This window comes from Methylobacterium carpenticola (genome assembly GCF_042748905.1).
Taxonomy (GTDB): Bacteria; Pseudomonadota; Alphaproteobacteria; order Rhizobiales; family Beijerinckiaceae; genus Methylobacterium; species Methylobacterium carpenticola.
Map to the genome: position 1 here is coordinate 4844574 of NZ_JBHZEO010000001.1, position 17259 is coordinate 4861832.

12 protein-coding genes are annotated in these 17259 nt (G+C 69.8%); 4 read left to right on the top strand and 8 right to left on the bottom strand.

What is annotated here, in order from left to right; translation table 11 throughout:
- Positions 1–166 precede the first annotated feature (166 nt).
- From ACE101_RS22410 to ACE101_RS22420, 3 genes are all read right to left on the bottom strand, one after another.
- The gene (locus tag ACE101_RS22410; protein ID WP_379134287.1) at positions 167–1453 is read right to left on the bottom strand and encodes a methyl-accepting chemotaxis protein; all 1287 of its coding nucleotides are present in this window, start codon (positions 1451–1453) and stop codon (positions 167–169) included.
- A gap of 263 nt (positions 1454–1716) precedes the next feature.
- Positions 1717–2925 carry a glycosyltransferase gene (locus ACE101_RS22415; protein ID WP_379134289.1) on the bottom strand — a complete coding sequence of 403 codons (1209 nt, stop codon included), beginning with the start codon at positions 2923–2925 and terminating at the stop codon, positions 1717–1719.
- An 80-nt stretch (positions 2926–3005) separates the two neighbouring features.
- Complete coding sequence (locus ACE101_RS22420; RefSeq protein WP_379134292.1) at positions 3006–3992, bottom strand: NAD-dependent epimerase/dehydratase family protein; 987 nt, start codon at positions 3990–3992, stop codon at positions 3006–3008.
- 527 nt (positions 3993–4519) lie between these two features.
- On the opposite strand from ACE101_RS22420, the gene ACE101_RS22425 reads away from it, so the two are divergent.
- Positions 4520–5848 (top strand): right-handed parallel beta-helix repeat-containing protein, encoded by a 1329-nt coding sequence (locus tag ACE101_RS22425; RefSeq protein ID WP_379134294.1) that lies wholly within the window; start codon positions 4520–4522, stop codon positions 5846–5848.
- A gap of 148 nt (positions 5849–5996) precedes the next feature.
- Here ACE101_RS22425 and ACE101_RS22430 read toward each other — a convergent pair whose 3' ends face one another.
- From ACE101_RS22430 to ACE101_RS22445, 4 genes are all read right to left on the bottom strand, one after another.
- Complete coding sequence (locus tag ACE101_RS22430) at positions 5997–6725, bottom strand: Crp/Fnr family transcriptional regulator (protein ID WP_379134297.1); 729 nt, start codon at positions 6723–6725, stop codon at positions 5997–5999.
- A 55-nt stretch (positions 6726–6780) separates the two neighbouring features.
- A complete protein-coding gene (locus ACE101_RS22435; RefSeq protein WP_379134299.1) occupies positions 6781–8055 on the bottom strand; it encodes a glycosyltransferase family 4 protein in 1275 nt (424 codons plus the stop codon).
- A 355-nt stretch (positions 8056–8410) separates the two neighbouring features.
- Positions 8411–9820, bottom strand: a complete 1410-nt coding sequence (locus ACE101_RS22440) for a mannose-1-phosphate guanylyltransferase/mannose-6-phosphate isomerase (RefSeq protein WP_379134300.1) — start codon at positions 9818–9820, stop codon at positions 8411–8413.
- A gap of 130 nt (positions 9821–9950) precedes the next feature.
- Entirely contained in the window at positions 9951–11207 is a 1257-nt protein-coding gene (locus ACE101_RS22445) for a polysaccharide biosynthesis/export family protein (RefSeq protein ID WP_379134301.1), read from the bottom strand.
- A gap of 372 nt (positions 11208–11579) precedes the next feature.
- Here ACE101_RS22445 and ACE101_RS22450 point away from each other — a divergent pair, with 372 nt between their 5' ends.
- The 3 genes from ACE101_RS22450 (at position 11580) to ACE101_RS22460 (ending at position 15036) form a co-directional block, all read left to right on the top strand.
- Positions 11580–12575 (top strand): UDP-glucuronic acid decarboxylase family protein, encoded by a 996-nt coding sequence (locus ACE101_RS22450; RefSeq protein ID WP_379134304.1) that lies wholly within the window; start codon positions 11580–11582, stop codon positions 12573–12575.
- Entirely contained in the window at positions 12572–13405 is an 834-nt protein-coding gene (locus ACE101_RS22455) for a WecB/TagA/CpsF family glycosyltransferase (protein WP_379134307.1), read from the top strand. The genes ACE101_RS22450 and ACE101_RS22455 overlap by 4 nt, the downstream gene beginning before the upstream one ends.
- Positions 13406–13584: 179 nt before the next feature.
- On the top strand, positions 13585–15036 hold the full coding sequence (locus tag ACE101_RS22460; protein WP_379134310.1) for an exopolysaccharide biosynthesis polyprenyl glycosylphosphotransferase: 1452 nt from the start codon (positions 13585–13587) through the stop codon (positions 15034–15036).
- A 773-nt stretch (positions 15037–15809) separates the two neighbouring features.
- On the opposite strand, the gene ACE101_RS22465 is transcribed toward ACE101_RS22460, so the two are convergent.
- On the bottom strand, positions 15810–16523 hold the full coding sequence (locus ACE101_RS22465) for a LuxR C-terminal-related transcriptional regulator (protein ID WP_379134313.1): 714 nt from the start codon (positions 16521–16523) through the stop codon (positions 15810–15812).
- Positions 16524–17259: the final 736 nt, after the last annotated feature.

A 17259-nucleotide genomic window follows, 5' to 3' on the forward strand; every position in this document is an offset into this window, starting at 1 on the left:
CGGTTTCCGGAAGATCACTTTCGGAAACCGTATCAATCGGAGGCCCAGAGCAGCGCCCGATCACGGTGCGATCGGGCGCTGCTCTCGGTTTTTGATGTCACCGCCTTGTCTGCGACGAACCGGGATCCGCTTCGTCGGACAATGCTCTGGAGCAGGGTCGCAGGGCTCAGGCCGCCCGGATCGTGGTGAGGAAATGCGTGACCTCGCCGCCGAGCCGCTTGGACTGCTCCGTGAGCGCGGAGGCGGCGGAGAGGACCTGACCCGCCGCGTGGCCGCTCTCCTGCGCGGCCGACGCGATCCCGGCGATGGTGTGCGTCACCTCGTCGGTGCCGGTGGCCGCCTGGGTGATGTTGCGCACGATCTCCTGCGTGGCGGCCTGCTGCTCGTCCGCCGCCGCCGCGATCGCCGCCGCCGCGCCGTTGATCTCGCGGATCCGCGCCGAGATCGTGCCGATCGCCGACACCGCCCGGTCCGTCGCCGACTGGATCTGGCCGATCTGGCCGGAGATCTCGTCGGTGGCCTTGGCGGTCTGGGTGGCGAGCTCCTTCACCTCGGCGGCCACCACCGCGAAGCCCCGGCCCGCCTCGCCGGCCCGCGCCGCCTCGATCGTCGCGTTGAGCGCGAGCAGGTTGGTCTGGCTCGCGATGGAGGAGATCAGCGCCACGACGGTGCCGATCTTCGAGGCCGCCGCGCTCAGCTCCGTCATCAGGGCGGCGGTTTCCTCGGCCTCGTCGACCGCCGTCCGGGCGAGCTTGGCCGAGCCGTCGACCTGGTGCCCGATCTCGGAGACCGAGGCGCCGAGCTGCTCGGACGCCGCCGCCACGATGCCGACATTGGTCGAGGCCTGGGCCGCCGCGGCCGCGACCTCGCTGGTGCGCCGCGTCGACTGGCCGGCGAGGTCGGACATGGTGCGGGCCATCGCCTCCATCTCCCGCGTGGCGCTCGACAGGCTGGCCAGCGTGGTGGAGCTGGCGGTGTCGAAGGAGGCGATCAGGCCCTCGAGCTGCTGCGAGCGCGCCTCGCTGGCCTGCAGCGCCTCGACCTCGGCGTGGATGTCCACCAGGGAGCCGCAGGTGCGCACCGCGATGCCTTGCGCGTTGAAGGATACGCCGCCCATCGCCCGGAACCACCGGTACGATCCGGTGGGCATCCGCAGGCGATACTTGACGTCGTAATGGCCCTTGCGCTTCGGATCCTTGAGCGCCTTGCCGAAGGCCTCGAAGGTGGCGCCGGCATCATCCGGATGCAGCGTGCCCGACCAGGATTCCATCGTATCGGGGTAATCCGCCTTCGAGGCGTGGCCGACGAGGCGGCGGAACTCGGCGCTCCATGTCCAGCGGCTCTTGGGATGCGCGGGGTCTCCGTCGTGGAGGACCGCGTCCCACAGCCCGACGCCCGCGGAGGCTCCGAGAAGCTCGAGCAGCCCATCGGAATCCTGACGTTTCTTGAACATGATCACCCCAGAGACAGTACCCCTTCTCGATCCACCATCATCGTTAATATCCGGTTGTAATCCGGCAGATCGCCAGTTTGTCGCAAAACGTTCGACTGGGGGCACAGGGGGCAGGCCATTCGTTAATCTGCCAATTAAAGTAAAATCTCCGAAGCAAAAAACATCGCAAGCCGATCCGCCGTCACCGGGCCGGTGAAGTGGATCGAAAGCTCGCGACGACCGAAGGGAACGTATTGCGCGGGCCGGAGCCTCGCCGCGGCCGCTCAGAACGCCGGCTGCAGGCCCATGGCCGGGACGGCGTAGAGATCCTCCAGACGGCGGGCCGAGCGCGTCCAGTCGCCGATCTCCAGGGCCATCCGGTGGGCGGAGCGCGAGAGGCGCGCCCAGCCCTCCGGCGGCACCCGCGCGGCGGCCCCGAGCGCCTCGGCGACGCCGGCGCCGGAGAGGTCGCCGACCACGAAGCCGGCGCCGTAGCGCTCCACCGCGGCGCCGAGCCCCGTCGCCCGCGACACGATCAGCGGGAGACCGTTCAGCGCCGCCTCCATGGCACCGATCGGCTGCCCGTCGAAGCGCGAGGACTGGACGAAGTAGTCCCAGCTCCGTAGGGCCCGGATCTTGTCCTCTCCGAAGGCGGGGCCGCCCACCGACACCTGGGCCGAGACCCCCTCGCGCTCGGCGAGCGCGCGCAGCGTGTCGCCCTCGTTGCCGTCCCGCCCCATGCCGGCGAGGGCGAGGCGCCCGGCGCCGCCCGCCGCGTGGTGGCGGGCGAAGCCCTCCACCAGGAGGTCGAGCCCCTTGTGCCAGACGGCGTAGCGGCCGCAGAAGCCGAAGGTCGGATAGCCCGCGGAGGGGCGCTCGCGCTCCGGCCAGAGCGGCTGCGCGTCGAAGGCGCTCGAATAGCTCGCATTCTCGACGATCTCGATCCGCGCCCGGGGGGCGATCCGCCGGACCGTCGCGGCCTCGTGCTCGGTGAGGGCGTGCACGAAGGCCGCGTTCTCCAGGAACCGCCGCTCGAAGACCGACAGATACAGGGAGGCCGCGGGGCGCACCGCCCGCAGGTCCTCGTCGAAGACGTGGGCGTAGCGCCCGTGAATGGTGACGACGTAGCGCACGCCGCGGCGCACGAGGTCGCGGCCGGTCAGGGGCAGGATCGGCCGCCGGCCGCCATGGATGTGGACGACCGTGGTCGGGCCGGCACCGTCGAGCACCCCGTCGATCACCCCCGAGGCGGGATGGACGAGGCGGCCGAACAGCCGGTGGCCCGACAGGCGCAGCGGCTGGACCGGCGCAGCCCATTGCCTCAGGTCGAGCCCCTCCCCGCTCTCGTGCAGCAGGACGATCCGGACCCTGTGGCCCATCCGCAGCTGCTCCCGGGCGAGCTTGCTGGCGACGTGATGGATCCCGTTCGTCCGGGAATCCTCGGCCTCCTCGAAGACGAGATGGCGGATGTCGAGCGTCGCGTTGCGGAGCATGGGGCGTCGGGATCCGTCAGGCGGGAGAAAGGGGCGGCACGCCGGAGCGTGCCGCCGGTGACGATGCGAGGAGCGCAGGCTCACTCGGCCGCGGCCAGGACGCCGCTGCCGCGCGACCGCTCGAGCTCGGCGGCGATCCAGCGGTAGGTCGGGACGAGGCCCTCGCGGATCGTGGTGCGGGGCTCCCAGCCCAGCACCTGCCGGATCAGGGCGTTGTCGCTGTTGCGGCCGCGCACGCCCTGCGGCTTCGAGCGGTCGTGCCGCTTGCTCACCTGCTTGCCGGCGATCTCGGCGGCGACGTCGACCAGTTCGTTGATGCTGATCATCTCGTCGGTGCCGAGATTGAGCGGCGCGCTGTAATCGGACTGCATCAGGCGAAACAATCCCTCGACGCAATCGTCGATATACATGAACGAGCGGGTCTGCAGCCCGTCGCCCCAGACCTCGATCTCGCCGCCATCCGGGCAGAGCGCGACCTTGCGGCTGATCGCGGCCGGCGCCTTCTCGCGGCCGCCGTCATAGGTGCCGAGCGGACCGTAGACGTTGTGGAACCGCACCACCCGGGTCGGGATGTTCCAGTCCTCCGTCATGTATTGGCAGAGCTTCTCCATGTAGATCTTCTCGAGCCCGTAGCCTTCCTCCGGAAGAGCCGGCCAGGCCATGTCCTCGCGCAGCGGCGTCACGTCCGGCGAGGTCTGCAGGTTCGTGGGATAGATGCAGGCCGAGGATGAGAACAGGAAGCGGCCGACCGTGTTGTCGTGGGCAGCCTTGGCCATGTGGGCGCTGATCAGCGTGTTGTTGAGCGTGATCTCGGCGTGGGACCCGCTGATGAAGCCGATGCCGCCCATATCCGCGGCGAGGTGATAGACCTCCTCCATTCCGCGGGTGACCGCCTGGCAGGCGTCGTGGAGGCGCAGGTCGCACTGCACGAACTCGTGCGCCTTCGTCTCCTCGAACTGAGGATACTTGATGTCGACCGCCCGAACCCAATAGCCGCGGTCGACCAGAAAGTTGACGAGGTGGTGGCCGATGAATCCGCCGGCACCGGTAACCAGAACAGTCTTCATGGTGGTCCGTCCTCTCCTGCATCGCACACGGGAAAGTCGTGACATGACCATCGGGGACAGCGCTATCTGGCATGCGGGCTACGACCGAATCGCCCGCCGCCCACCCCTCTTGCGGCATTCCAAACGGGCCTGAATCCGGCCCGCCGCCGCGCGCGCTCCTCACGCGCGGCTGCCCGACCAGATCAGCCAAGTCAACCTTTCGTATTCGTTTCCACGCCACACTATCGCCCTAATTTCGGATTTGAGCTTAACCCTAACGAAATATCAAAAATTAATTTTACGCCTCGGATAACCGTACTCACACGTACGAAACCCTGAATATGTACTTGTGAGTACATTCGCAGCCAGCCCCAACCAACCGGGCTGGTGGCTGCACAACCGATCCGATTTCGACGCGACGCCGCCCGCGGAGGGCGCGGTCGCTCGGAAATCCGTGCGCCTGCACGGACCAGAACCCGGTCGCATGAAGCGAGCGGGACGGACGCCTGCGGCCCTACGGCCGGGCAGCAACAACGACAGGAGATACGATGCGGTTCACGTCTCGTCACGACACCGTCGCCCACACTGGATCCTGGTGGCAGATGAAGCGGCGCTCGCCGTCTTCGACCGACACCGATCAGGCCGGTTCGGATTCGAGCCTTCCCGCAGCGTCAGACCCCACCGACCCGACCGCTGCAACTCCGGATCCCGTCACCACCGCTCCGACGACGCCGTCGGACACCACCGAGCCCACGACGGGCACGCCGTCCCCGACCACGCCGGTCGCCACCGCGCCCGAGCCGGTCGTGACCCCGCCCGTGAGCGATCCGGTCACCACGGCACCCGTGGACGATTCCACCGATCCGGTCGCGAGCACGCCGGCCGTCCCGCCGACGACCGCCCCTGCGGCCGGCGCGCCCACGACCACGACGCCCACCACGCTCACCCGCCACGACGGCACGGTGGTCGCGAAGTCCGGTGACGTGATCAAGGATCTCGATATCTACGTCAGCGACGGCGAGGGCATCACGCTCGACGACGCCGACAACGTCACCATCAGCAACGTCCGCATCCACTACAACGGCGCGGGCACCAGCGGCGAGGGCAGCGGCATCTCGGCCCTGAACGCGGACGGCCTGAAGATCGATCACGTGGAGATCTTCGACGCCGGGGCTCCGGCGAGCGGCGCCGAGCGCAGCACGGAGCACAACGGCATCGCGCTCTACCAGAGCCCGGGGGCGCAGGTCAGCGCCGTCACGATCCACGACGCCTCGACGGGCATCTACCTGCAGGATTCGCCCAACGCCATCCTGACCGGGATCGAGGGCTACGACATGCGCGGGCCCTATCCGCGCGGCCAGCTGGTGCAGTTCAACCGCTCCGGCAACAGCAGCCTGGAGAACTTCTACGTCCACAACGACGCCGCGACCTCCTGGGTCGAGGACAACATCAACGTCGGCGACAGCAACAACGTCACGATCAAGAACGGCCTCATCGACGGGAACAACTCGCCGAGCGGCCAGGGCGTGATCTTCGAGAACTCGACCGGCGGGCTGGTGCAGAACGTCGACGTCATGCACATGGGCAACGGTGGCTTCGCCGATTACGGCAGCGGCAACACCTTCGACCACGTGCGCTCGTTCGACAATTTCGCGACCGACCAGGGCCGCGGGCAGCCGATGTCCAACGGGCTGATCTTCGGTCTCGCCAACGACACGACGGTCACCAACGCGTCCTACCAGAACCCCGGCGCCCCGCAGAACATCGTGTACGGCGAAGCCTGGGAGAACGGGACCTTCGGCGGCACGTTCAGCGCCACGGAGGTCACCGGCCAGACGCCGATGGCCGCCTGGCACAACACCTTCAACTGGGCCTGACGTCGGTTCGGCGGAATTGCGACGCGGTTCCGCCGGCGCGCCCGTCCCTGCATCGTCGCTGCCGGGCCGGTCACCGGTTCGGCAGCTGATGCCGACAACGAAGCGGCCGCCGCATCCCGCGGCGGCCGCTCTCCCGCCCGCGGCGGGGTCAGCCGAAGGGGCCGATGAGACGCCGGTACTCGCTCTCGGCGGTGCCGTAGGCTTCCCCCGCGACGAGCACGAGCTTCTCGCGGTCGAGCACCGTGATCCGCCCGCGGCTGGTGGCGAGCGCCTCCATCCGCTCGAGGCCGTGCAGGGCCGCGGTGATGCCGGGCCGGTGCGTGCCCAGCATCAGGGCGAGCGCCTCGTGGGTCATGGCGATCTCGCTGCCGGAGAGCCGGTCGAGGGCCTGGAGCAGCCACAGGGCGAGGCGCTCGTCGAGCTTGTTGCGGCGGCAGACGAGGGCGGCCTGGCAACTCCAGATCAGCACGACCTCGACGTAGCGCATCAGGATCTCGTGCAGAATGCTGCTCTGAACGAGAAGGCGGTGCAATGCGCCGGCCCCGATCCGCAGGGCGGTGCCGGATACCCGCACTTGGACGTCGTGGGGCGCACACTCGACCCCGAGCACCGAGGCGGTGCTCACCATCCCCTCGCGCCCCACCACGAGCGTGTCGAGGACGCCGCGCCCGCCGACGTTGAAGATCACGGACACCAGTCCGCTCTCGGGGAAATAGACGTGGCTGATCGGCTCGTTGGCGGTCACGATCCGCTGGCCGGCTTCCAGCTCGACCTCCTCGAAGAGCGGACGGATCCGGTCGAAGCTCTCGGCGGGCAGCGCCCGCAGCAGGCGGTTCTGCACCGCGGGCTCCTGGAGCGGCGAGGACCAGCCGGCCATCAGCCCTGCTCCGCTGGCGCCGCGGCCTCGTCGTCGCGTCCGCTGGGCGGCCCGATCATCCCGGAATGCGCCACGATTCCCTCCCTTCGCTAACGGCGCGCACGGGCGCCGGCGCCGCAGCGAACCTGCGGTCGATCTCTCGGGCGGACAGGACGCGCCGGTAGGCGCGCAGCGCCTTCTCGGCGGCTGCCTCCCAGGTGAAGCCGGCCGCAACCCGCTCCCGCGCGCGCGCACCCATCCGGGCGAGGCGGTCGGGATCGGCGGCGAGATCGACGATGGCCGCGCGCAAGGCCTCCGGGTCGCCGGGGTGGACCAGCCGGCCGCAGGTCTCGTCGATCTGATGGGGGATGCCCCCGACCGACGACGCGAGCACCGGCCGCCCATGCGCCATGGCTTCGAACACCACCAGCGGCAGCGTGTCGGCGAGGGTCGGGAAGACGAAGAGGTCGGCGCGCCGCATCAGGGCCGCGACCTCCGCATCGGACAGGCGTCCGGTCACGACGATGCGCTGGCCGGGCCCAGCCGCCGCCAGGGCCCCCGCATAGTCGATCTCGGGGCGGGTCTCGCCGCCGACGATGAGCGTGAAGGGCTGCTTCAGGCCGAGCACGCCGCGCAGCAGCACGGGCAGGCCCTTGTTCGGGGTGTGATTCGCGAGGAACAGGGCGGTGAGGGGAGCGCCGGGCTCCGGGCTGCCGAGCCCGAACCGCTCCCAGATCGCCCGATCCTCCTCGGGACGGCCCGCGGCGGGTAGCCGCACCCCGTTCGGCACGAGGTCGATGCTCTCGCCCGCGAAGCCCATGCGGCGGATGATTCCGAAATCGGCCGGCGACAGCGCCAGGATCGCGTCGGCCCCCCGCACGGTGTCGGAGACCGGCCCCTGGACGAGGAGCCGCCAGGCCGCGCGCTGCGCCGGGCCGAAGCCGTAGATCTCGGCGCCGTTGGCGATCTCGTTGAAGCCGTGCGTCGAGACCACGTAGGGGATGCCGGCGGCCCGGCAGGCCCGCGCGATCCGCCGCATCTCCAGGGCCGGCATCGGGTTGTGGATGTGGACGAGATCGTAGGCGCCCGGCCGGATCGCCCGCGGAATGTCCGAGCGGTAGAACGGCGTGCGGTGCCGGTTCCCGAGGCGCGACCAGGGCAGGCCCGGCGGCAGGCCCGTGCGCACCGGCAGCCGGTGGCAGCCCTCGGGGGCGTCGGACGCCCCCATCATGTTCGCCACCGTCATCGCGCAGTTGCCGGCGAGCGCGGCGCTGAGGGTTTCGCCGGCGCGGGCTCCCCCGCTGACCGAGAGATGAGGAGGCACCACGATGGCGGAGAGAACGCGGATCATGGGACCTCCTCGGGCGGGGTTCGGGGCTGGCGGATTCACTGCGGGTCGTGAGCATTGCCTCGCCCCGCTTGCGGGGAGAGGGCCTGGGGATCGAAGATCCCACGCGACCTTGTCGTCGGCAGAGCGAGGCGTCAGCCGAAGGTGAGGGGGCGGTGCCGGATGTGGCTCCTCCGGAAGCGCCCCTCACCCCCGCGGCGAACCTGCGGTTTCGCCGCTCCCTTCGCCCCGGCAAGGGGCGGTGGGATCGGTCCGATCCCCAGGGCCTCGCCCCGCTTGCGGGGAGAGGAGAGATCCGCGCCGCATCCGGCGAAGGGGAACCGTCGCGGCCCGGGCGGGCGGAGAGGCGCAACCCGCCTCACGCGCGGGCGTAGATGTCCTCGATGCGGACGATGTCGTCCTCGCCGAGATACTCGCCGTGCTGCACCTCGATGATCTCCACCGGCGTATTGCCGAAATTCTCCAGGCGGTGGACGGCTCCGAGGGGGATATGCGCGTGCTGGTTGGGCCCGAGTTCCCGCACCTCGTCCCCGATGGTGACGCGGGCATGCCCGGTGACGACGACCCAGTGCTCCGCCCGGTAGCTGTGCTTCTGGAGCGAGAGCCGGCCGCTCGGGCGCACGACGATCCGCTTGACCTGGAAGCGGCTCCCGGAATCGATCACCTCGTACCAGCCCCAGGGCCGGTGCACGCGCGGATGGGTGTCGGCCTGCGGCCGGCCGTGCTCCTGGAGGCTGGCGACGATCTCCTTCACCTCGCCGGCCCGGCTGCGGTCGGCCACCAGGATCGAGTCGGTGCTCGCCACCACCACGATGTCCGACAGGCCGAGCACCGAGGTCAGCGGTCCGTCGCTCGACACGTAGCAGCCGTGGGCGTCGCGCATCTCCACCGCGCCGCGCGTCACGTTGGCGTCGGCATCCGCCTCGCCGAGGGACCAGAGCGCGTCCCAGCTGCCGATGTCGGACCAGCCGCAGGACATCGGCACCACGGCGGCCCGGTCCGTATGCTCGAAGACCGCGTAGTCGATCGTCTGGCGCCGGGCCCGCGCGAAGCTCTCGGGCTCCAGGCTGGCCACGCCGATATCCCGCCGCGCCTGCGCCACCGCGCCACCCACCGCCGCGACGGTCTGGGGGTCGTGGCGCTCGTACTCGCCGATCAGCGCGCCGGCCCGGAACAGGAAATTGCCCGCGTTCCAGAGGCAGCCGTCGAGGAGATAGGTGGCGGCCCGGGCCGCGTCGGGCTTCTCGGCGAAGCGCGCCACCCGCCACGCGCCCTCCCCGAGCGCATCGCCGGGCCGGATGTAGCCGTAGGCGGTGGCGGGATGGGTGGGCGTGACCCCGAAGGTCACGAGGTGATCGGACAGGGCGGGGCCGATGCCGGCCACCACCGCGTCGCGGAAGGCGGTCTCGTCCCGGACCATCTGGTCGGAGGCGAGGACGAGGATGAGGGTATCGGCATCCTCGCGGGCGATCTCGCAGGCGCCCGCCAGGATCGCGGGGCCGGAATCCCGCCGCTCGGGCTCGATCAGGATGTCGGCCTGCACGCCGATCTCGGCGAGCTGCTCCTCGACGAGGTAGCGGTGCAGGGTGTTGGTGACCACGAGGGGACGCTGGGTCGCCCCGAGCGCCACGGAGCGCAGGACCGTCTGCTGGAAGGTCGACCGGTTGCCGACCAGGATGGCGAACTGCTTGGGCAGCGAAGCGCGCGATACAGGCCACAGCCGCGTCCCGTTGCCTCCGCACATGATGAGCGGCCTGATCTCGGTCATGCTTGTCTCCCGCCTGAATACCGAGCCGTCAGTCGGCTCCCGCACACTGTCATGCTCATGATTTTGCAGGAAATTTGAAATGCATCTTCGGTATTAATCGTACACAACCCCAGAAGATCTACCCCATATCTCAACGGATCCCGGGGCCGGCCTGGGCGGCGCGGGTGCGGCCGGAGGCCGGCGTCTCACGGCGCACGTCGACGATGTCGCCGGGCAGGAGGGACGTGCCGGCCTCGGCCGTGATGGTCTCGGTGCGCCCGTCCTGCACGCGGGTGATCACGATCTGGCGGATCGCCTCGTTGGTCTCGGGCGCGGCCAGGGAGCCGGCGGCCTGCAGCCGGGCCGCCCGGATCTCGCGGGCGCTGGAGAGCTGCGTCTCCGCCTCGTTGAGCCGCGTCGTCGCCTCCTGCATCTCCGACAGGATGCGCCGCTGATAGGAATCCTTCATCTCCTGCAGGCGCAGGGCGAGGTCGCCGAGCGACAGGTCGAGCCGCGCGAGGTCGGAGTTGAGGCGCGCGATGGTACCCTTGTTGCGGGCCTCCTCGCGCTGGAACTCGATGCCCTGGTAGCGGCGGGCGAGGCCGTTCGCCATCAGCTTCTCGTAATCCTCCATATGGGCCTGGATCAGCCGCAGCTGCGTCTCCTCGGCGGTGCGCTGGGCCTGCACGCCGGCGATGTCGGCCTCGATGCGCGGCTTCTGCGCCTGGAGCATCTCCAGGGACTGGAGCAGGGCGCTGCGCTGGGTCGTGAGGATCTGGCGCTCCTCGGCCAGGATCGGCGCGGCGCCGGCATCGCCCTCGACCTCGGCCGGCGGGCGGAAATTCTCCTCGTTGCGGCGCTGCGCCTCCAGGCGCGCCCGCCGGATCCGGTAGAGGCGCCGCGTGGCTTCGAGCACGCGGACGCGCTCGTCGGCGAGCAGGAAGTCGGTCTGCTGGTTGATCTGGATCTGCTCGGGGCGCGCGAAGCCGCCCGCGAGCGCGATGCCGCTCAGGACCGAGAGGCCAGGCCGGAATGCGTAGCTCCCGGGCTGGCGCACGTCGCCGAGCACGTAGATCGGCCGCATCTCGATGATGCGCAGGCTCACCACCGGCTGCTGGACGAAGCCGTCCACGAGGCGGGCGACGACCTGATTCTGGGCGTCGCGCAGGGTGACGCCCGCGACCGGCACCTCGCCGATGAGCGGCAGGAACAGGTTGCCGTCGGTGCCGACCGCGTAGTCTCCGGACATCTCGGTCTGTCCGTAGACCGAGAGGGCGACGCGGTCTCCCGGTGCCAGCCGGTATGCGGAATCCTGCGCGGGCGCGGATGCGGGCAGCCCGCACAGGCCGGCGAACAGGAGCGCCGCGCGGGCTGCGCGCGCCGTCGGAACGGGCAGGGTCATCACCATGGCAGGGTCGCTCTCGAACCGTCGCGAGGGAGGCCGGGGCCCATCCGGATCGCCCGACTGCCGCGCATGCTAGCGGCGGGCGGCGAGGCTCCGGCATCACCCTTCCGTCGAGCGGACAGGCTCCTTCGAGTTAGTCCGCGGACGGACAGTTCTCGGCCCAGAACACCCGGGACGGGCCAAGCGTATTACAGCGGATCACCGTCCCGCCGAAGAATCTCCACCGAATGCGCCAGTTGTCGCGTCCGGTCGGACGGCGCCATGCTTGATGAGCAACTCGACCATGGATGCTGGCGCGGCCCGCCTCCCGCGAGAGCCGGGCTCAGCCCGGCGCGGGTTCCAGGCCGCCATGCCCCGGGCAGAAGGATCGTCGACATGAAGCGCATACTCGTGACCGGCGGTGCCGGCTTCATCGGCTCGCATCTCTGCGAACGCCTGCTGCGGCAGGGGAACGAGGTTCTCTGCGTCGACAACTTCTTCACGGGCACCCGGGCCAATTGCGAAGCCCTGCTCGCCAACCCGTCCTTCGAGCTGATGCGTCACGATGTGACCTTCCCGCTCTACGTCGAGGTGGACGAGATCTACAATCTCGCCTGCCCGGCCTCGCCGATCCACTACCAGCGCGATCCGGTCCAGACGACGAAGACCAGCGTCATGGGCGCGATCAACATGCTCGGCCTCGCCAAGCGGCTGCGCGCCCGGATCCTCCAGGCCTCGACGAGCGAGGTCTACGGCGATCCCGACGTGCATCCGCAGCCCGAGGGCTATTGCGGCCACGTCAACATCGCGGGGCCGCGCGCCTGCTACGACGAGGGCAAGCGCTGCGCCGAGACCCTGTTCTACGACTACCAGCGCCAGCACCGGATGTCGGTGCGCATCGCGCGCATCTTCAACACCTACGGCCCGCACATGCACCCGCAGGACGGGCGCGTCGTCTCGAACTTCATCATCCAGGCCCTGACGCACCAGCCCATCACCATCTACGGCGACGGCTCGCAGACGCGCTCCTTCTGCTACGTGGACGACCTCGTCGAGGGGCTCATGCGCCTGATGGCCCTCGACCAAGAGCCGGGCGGCGCGGTCAATCTCGGCAACCCGGTCGAGACGACGGTCCTGGCCCTCGCCGAGCGCATCGTCGACCTCTGCAACTCGCGCTCGACGATCAGCTGCCACCCCCTGCCGCAGGACGATCCGCGGCGGCGCTGCCCCGACATCACCCGGGCGCGCGACCTGCTGCACTGGTCGCCGCGGGTCGATCTCGATGCCGGGCTCACCCGCACCATCGCGTACTTCGAGGCGCAGCTCGCCCGCAACACCGCCACGGTGCAGATGCTGCGGGCCCAGGCCGCGCAGCAGGCGGGTGCCCGATGACGGCCGCCGCCGAGACCCGTCCCTGGGAGCGCGAGCGGGCTCCCGTCCTCGGCGTCGGGGTGAGCGTCATCACCCTGTCGGACGCCGTCCTCGCCCTCGACAGCTTCGTGCGGAGCCGGCGCCCGCACTTCGTCTGCATCACCGGCGTGCACGGGGTCATCGAGTGCCGCACCGATGCCCAGCTGCGGGCGATCCACGCCGAGGCGGACCTCGTCACCCCGGACGGGATGCCCCTCGTCTGGATGTCGCGGCTGCTCGGCTTCGGCCCGATCAGCCGCGTCTACGGGCCCGACCTGATGCGCGAGGTGATGCGGCTGTCCCCGGCGATGGGCTACCGGCACTACTTCTACGGCGGTGCCCCCGGCGTTGCCGAGGCGCTGCGCGACCGCCTCTGCGCCGAGATTCCGGGGCTCACGGTGGTGGGCACCCACTGCCCGCCCTTCCGGGCGCTGACGCCCGAGGAGGATGCGGCGATCGTCGCGGAGATCAACGCCGCGCGGCCGGACTTCGTCTGGGTGGGCCTGAGCACGCCCAAGCAGGAAACCTGGATGGCCTCCCATCGCGGGCGCGTCGCCGCACCCGTGATGGTCGGGGTCGGCGCGGCCTTCGACTTCCTGGCCGGGACCAAGCGACAGGCGCCGCGCTGGATGCAGCGCTCGGGACTGGAATGGTTCTATCGCCTCGTCACCGAGCCGCGGCGCCTCGCCGGGCGCTACGGACGGATCGTGCCGCTGTTCCTGATCCTCGCGACCCGCCAGCTCCTCGGGCGGGCCCTGGCGGGAGGCGGAGCAGGGCCTCAGCCGCCGCGGCCGCTCGCCAAGGGCAACTGACGCCGGAGGGCAACCGGTGCCCGGGCGGCGGGATCGCCCGGGCCAGGTCCCTCCCCCGGCAGGCTTGATCGGCCGAACCGCCGCAAGCCTGACCGGCCATCCGATTTGTCGCGGGTTCTCGCCGGACGGCCGCAAGGCGACGGTCCGGCCCCCGCTCCGCGGTCTTCGAGAGGTTGATCATGCGCAACGGCAACACGGTCATCTCTTCCGTCGCAACGATCGGACGGGCGACCCACGCCGAGCGCCGCCCCGCCCGTCGCGTGCGGCGGGGCCTCGTGGCGGTCTCGCTGATGAGCGGGGACGCCGCGGTCGCGGTCGTCGCGGCGGCCGCGGCCGGCTTCCTCCTGCGGTTTGCCGGCCTGCCCGCCGGGACCGCGCTGGCCGGCGCGCTCCCGCTGCCGACGCTCGCCATCCTGCCCGTCTTCGCCGCCCTCGGCCTCTACGGCAGCGGTGGCCCGAGCCCGCCGGAGCGGCTGCGGCTGCGCGCCCTCGGCGTCGCCCTCTACGCGATGGCCTGCCTGCTCGTCGGCTCCGGCCTGGCGGCGCATCAAGTCGGGCTGATTCTCCTCGTCGCCGCGCTGATCCTCGTCCTCGGCTTCTACGGCGAATGGGCGGTGCAGCGCCTCCTCATGCGCACCGGCGCCTGGGGCGCCCCCACGCTGATCGTCGGCTGCGACGAGGCGGGCCGGACCCTCGCCGGCACCCTGCTGGCCCAGCCCGAACTCGGCCTGCGGCCCATCGGCTTCGTCGCCGACCGGCTCGCGGAGCCCCCGCGCTCCGAGCCGCTGCCGGTCATCGATTCCCTCGACGCGACGAGCCTGTCCTCCGCGGAGGTGATCGTGTTCTCCTCCTGCGCGGATCTCGCGCAGCATGACGGGATCCGCAGCGGGGCCGGACCGTCCGCCCGGCTCCTGCTCGCGCAGCGGATCGAGGATCTTCAGAACCTGTGGCTGCAGGTGCATCCGCTCGGCGGCGCGGTCGGCCTGGAGATCCGGCGCGAGCTCTACCGGCCGCGCAACCTGCTGCTCAAGCGGGTGATCGACGGGGTGATCGCCGGCATCGGCCTCCTCGCGCTGGCGCCGCTCATCCTGCTGCTCGCCGGCCTGATCGCCCTCGCCGATCCGGGCAGCCCGTTCTACACCCAGGTCCGGGTCGGCCGGAACGGGCGCCCGATCCGCGTGCTCAAGCTGCGCACCATGTACCGCGATGCCGAGCACCGCCTGCGCGACCATCTCGAGACCTGCCCGGCCGCCCGGGCGGAGTGGCAGCGGTTCTTCAAGCTCGCGGACGATCCCCGCGTGCTCCCGCGGGTGGGGCATTTCCTGCGGCGCAGCAGCCTGGACGAGCTGCCGCAGCTCTGGAACGTGCTGTGCGGCGACATGAGCCTCGTCGGCCCGCGGCCCTTCCCGTCCTACCACCTGGACAGCTTCGACCCCAGCTTCCGCCGCCTGCGCGTCAGCGTGCCGCCCGGCCTGACCGGCCTGTGGCAGATCTCGGCCCGCAGCGACGGCGACCTGGCGGTTCAGGAGAGCCAGGACACCTACTACATCCGCAACTGGTCGATCTGGCTCGACCTCTACATCCTGCTGGCGACGGTTCCCGCCGTGCTCGGGGCCAAGGGCGCGCGCTGACCGGCGCGCGCTGACCGGCACGCGGTGACGGCCTGACGGGCCAGGCGCGCCCATCATCCCGCCCCCTTCCGAGGCTCCGGCGATCGACGATCGCCGGAGCCTCGGCATGGGTTTGACCGTCGGCTTAATGTCGGTCCTGGGCTGAGCGATCCCGGGTGGCGCCACACTCCGCGGGCCGAGGTGGCGCGTAGCGCCCTCGAAGCACCCCGGACACTCATCCACAGGAGGATGGGCGCCTTGGACATACCGGTCCGGGCAGCCTGCCGGTCCGGGCTGCGTGCCGGCGAAGGCCGGCCGGAGGCTCCCTGCTGATAGGCGCAGATCGCTCACCACCATCAGCATGACGAGGTAGCTTGACCGCGCCCGATGGAGCTGACGCTTCGGTTCGCCGCGATCATGCTGGAAGGACGCCGCCGGCTCGTCAGCTCGCGGATACCCTGGTTTGTTTCTGCTCCACGACGATGTCGCGGTCCTTGCACCCAGCTCTTCCAGCAGCCGATCGTCGGGGAGACTTTCGATCCAGCCCTCTATCAGGCTTATCCAATCCCGACGCCCGAAGCCTCCGGCACGGGCCGCGCTGCCGCGTCCCGGCGCATGGCACGACGAAACCCCCCGCCGGGTGCCCCGGCGGAGGTCTCTCATACGGTTTCCGAATGATCGCTTCGCGATGCGGAAACCGGCCTCGCTCAGGCGCCGCGCGGGCTCGTGATACGGTTTCCGAAAGTGATCGTCCGGAAACCGTATCAGGTCCGGCCGCGCGGAAAGCGGCGGGCTCAGTCCAGGGCGGCGTCGAGGCGCGCGGGGGCGATGCCGTGACGATGGGTCCAGATCGCCGCCTGCGTGCGGTTCTGGAGACCGGTCTTGCGAAGGATGCTCTTCACGTGGATCTTCACCGTCGCCTCGGCGATCGACAGCCGGCGGGCGATCAGCTTGTTCGACAGGCCCGCCGCCAGATAGGCGAGAATCTCCACCTCGCGGTCCGTGAGCGTCTCGTTGGCGGCGAGCCCGCGGGGTGCGTCCGGGGCCGCCGGCGGGCGGTGGCTCGGGCTCGCCACGCAGGAGCGGCCGAGATGCGGCACCACGCCCATGGGCATCACGATGTTGCCCTGCATGACTACGTTCAGCGACTTCACCAGCGCTTCCGGCTGCGTGAGGACGTCGAGGCAGGCCCGCACACCCATCGCCAGCCACTCGCGCAGGGTCGTGGCATCGGACGGCTCCGCCAGGATGGCGATGCGCGCCCTCGGTGCCAGCCCGCGCAGCCGCGGGATCACCTCGCGCGGGCTCTCGTCCCATCCCCACTCACTCAGGAGGATCAGCTCCGGCTCCAGGCTCGGATCGAACTCGGCGATGCTGCCGATCGAATCGACGACGAGATATCCGTTCTCTTCGAGGATGCTGGTCAAACCATCCAGATAGAGGCCGTTCTGACCGATCAGGACGGTCGCGACGGAGGGGTGCTGCGCGGATCTGAGGCGGATCCGCATACCGGCCTCCGCGGTGCCTGCCGGAACCATACCGAACGGGGGTTCAACCGTGCTCGACATCCACCAAACTCCCTGTTCCCGAGCCTTTTGATCGTCACGCCTCCGCACCGGTCTGATCGCCAGTGTCGGGACGCGTTGGGCGAGCGCGCGCAGCTCCGTCTACACGGTTGGCGCCATGGCCCCGGGCCCATCGATGCGTGTCCCGCACGTCACTTCGGATGCCTTCCATGCCGAAGGCGTGCGGATTTGTTCTTGTCCGAGCCGGATGTGAGGGCTCTGATTGGCCTCGACAGATAAGATGATTGTTCTCCCCAATCATCATTGTCAAGCAACCGTTCACCAAGCACCTGTGATCAGCTTGTCTGCGCGTTTATCGATCGACCATGACGCAGATTATATTTCATGAGAGACGATCATGTCGCATACCAGAAGGTGCCGTCAAAACGGCACATAGGATTTCCGCGATCGAACCCGGCGAATTGACCGCACGATCTGCGGGCATGTTGCACCATGCCCGTCCAGGAGAACGGCATTTCGCCTATATTGCAGCGGTATCATGAGATTTTATTCAATTTTCTTGCTTGGATTCACCGCAATTTTGCGAGAGATACAGGTTAACCAAGACGGAGCCGACGGCGAAATCGCGGCCATGCGTTCGGACAGAGATGACAAGAGTTCATTGAACTCCGACAGCAATGTTCGATCGATGCATTCTAGTCGGTGTTGCGCGGATTCA

Coding starts and splice junctions, on each gene's coding strand:
- ACE101_RS22410 (WP_379134287.1), bottom strand. CDS start 1,453: ATGTTCAAGAAACGTCAGGATTCCGATGGGCTGCTCGAGCTTCTCGGA.
- ACE101_RS22415 (WP_379134289.1), bottom strand. CDS start 2,925: ATGCTCCGCAACGCGACGCTCGACATCCGCCATCTCGTCTTCGAGGAG.
- ACE101_RS22420 (WP_379134292.1), bottom strand. CDS start 3,992: ATGAAGACTGTTCTGGTTACCGGTGCCGGCGGATTCATCGGCCACCAC.
- ACE101_RS22425 (WP_379134294.1), top strand. CDS start 4,520: ATGCGGTTCACGTCTCGTCACGACACCGTCGCCCACACTGGATCCTGG.
- ACE101_RS22430 (WP_379134297.1), bottom strand. CDS start 6,725: ATGGCCGGCTGGTCCTCGCCGCTCCAGGAGCCCGCGGTGCAGAACCGC.
- ACE101_RS22435 (WP_379134299.1), bottom strand. CDS start 8,055: ATGATCCGCGTTCTCTCCGCCATCGTGGTGCCTCCTCATCTCTCGGTC.
- ACE101_RS22440 (WP_379134300.1), bottom strand. CDS start 9,820: ATGACCGAGATCAGGCCGCTCATCATGTGCGGAGGCAACGGGACGCGG.
- ACE101_RS22445 (WP_379134301.1), bottom strand. CDS start 11,207: ATGGTGATGACCCTGCCCGTTCCGACGGCGCGCGCAGCCCGCGCGGCG.
- ACE101_RS22450 (WP_379134304.1), top strand. CDS start 11,580: ATGAAGCGCATACTCGTGACCGGCGGTGCCGGCTTCATCGGCTCGCAT.
- ACE101_RS22455 (WP_379134307.1), top strand. CDS start 12,572: ATGACGGCCGCCGCCGAGACCCGTCCCTGGGAGCGCGAGCGGGCTCCC.
- ACE101_RS22460 (WP_379134310.1), top strand. CDS start 13,585: ATGCGCAACGGCAACACGGTCATCTCTTCCGTCGCAACGATCGGACGG.
- ACE101_RS22465 (WP_379134313.1), bottom strand. CDS start 16,523: ATGCGGATCCGCCTCAGATCCGCGCAGCACCCCTCCGTCGCGACCGTC.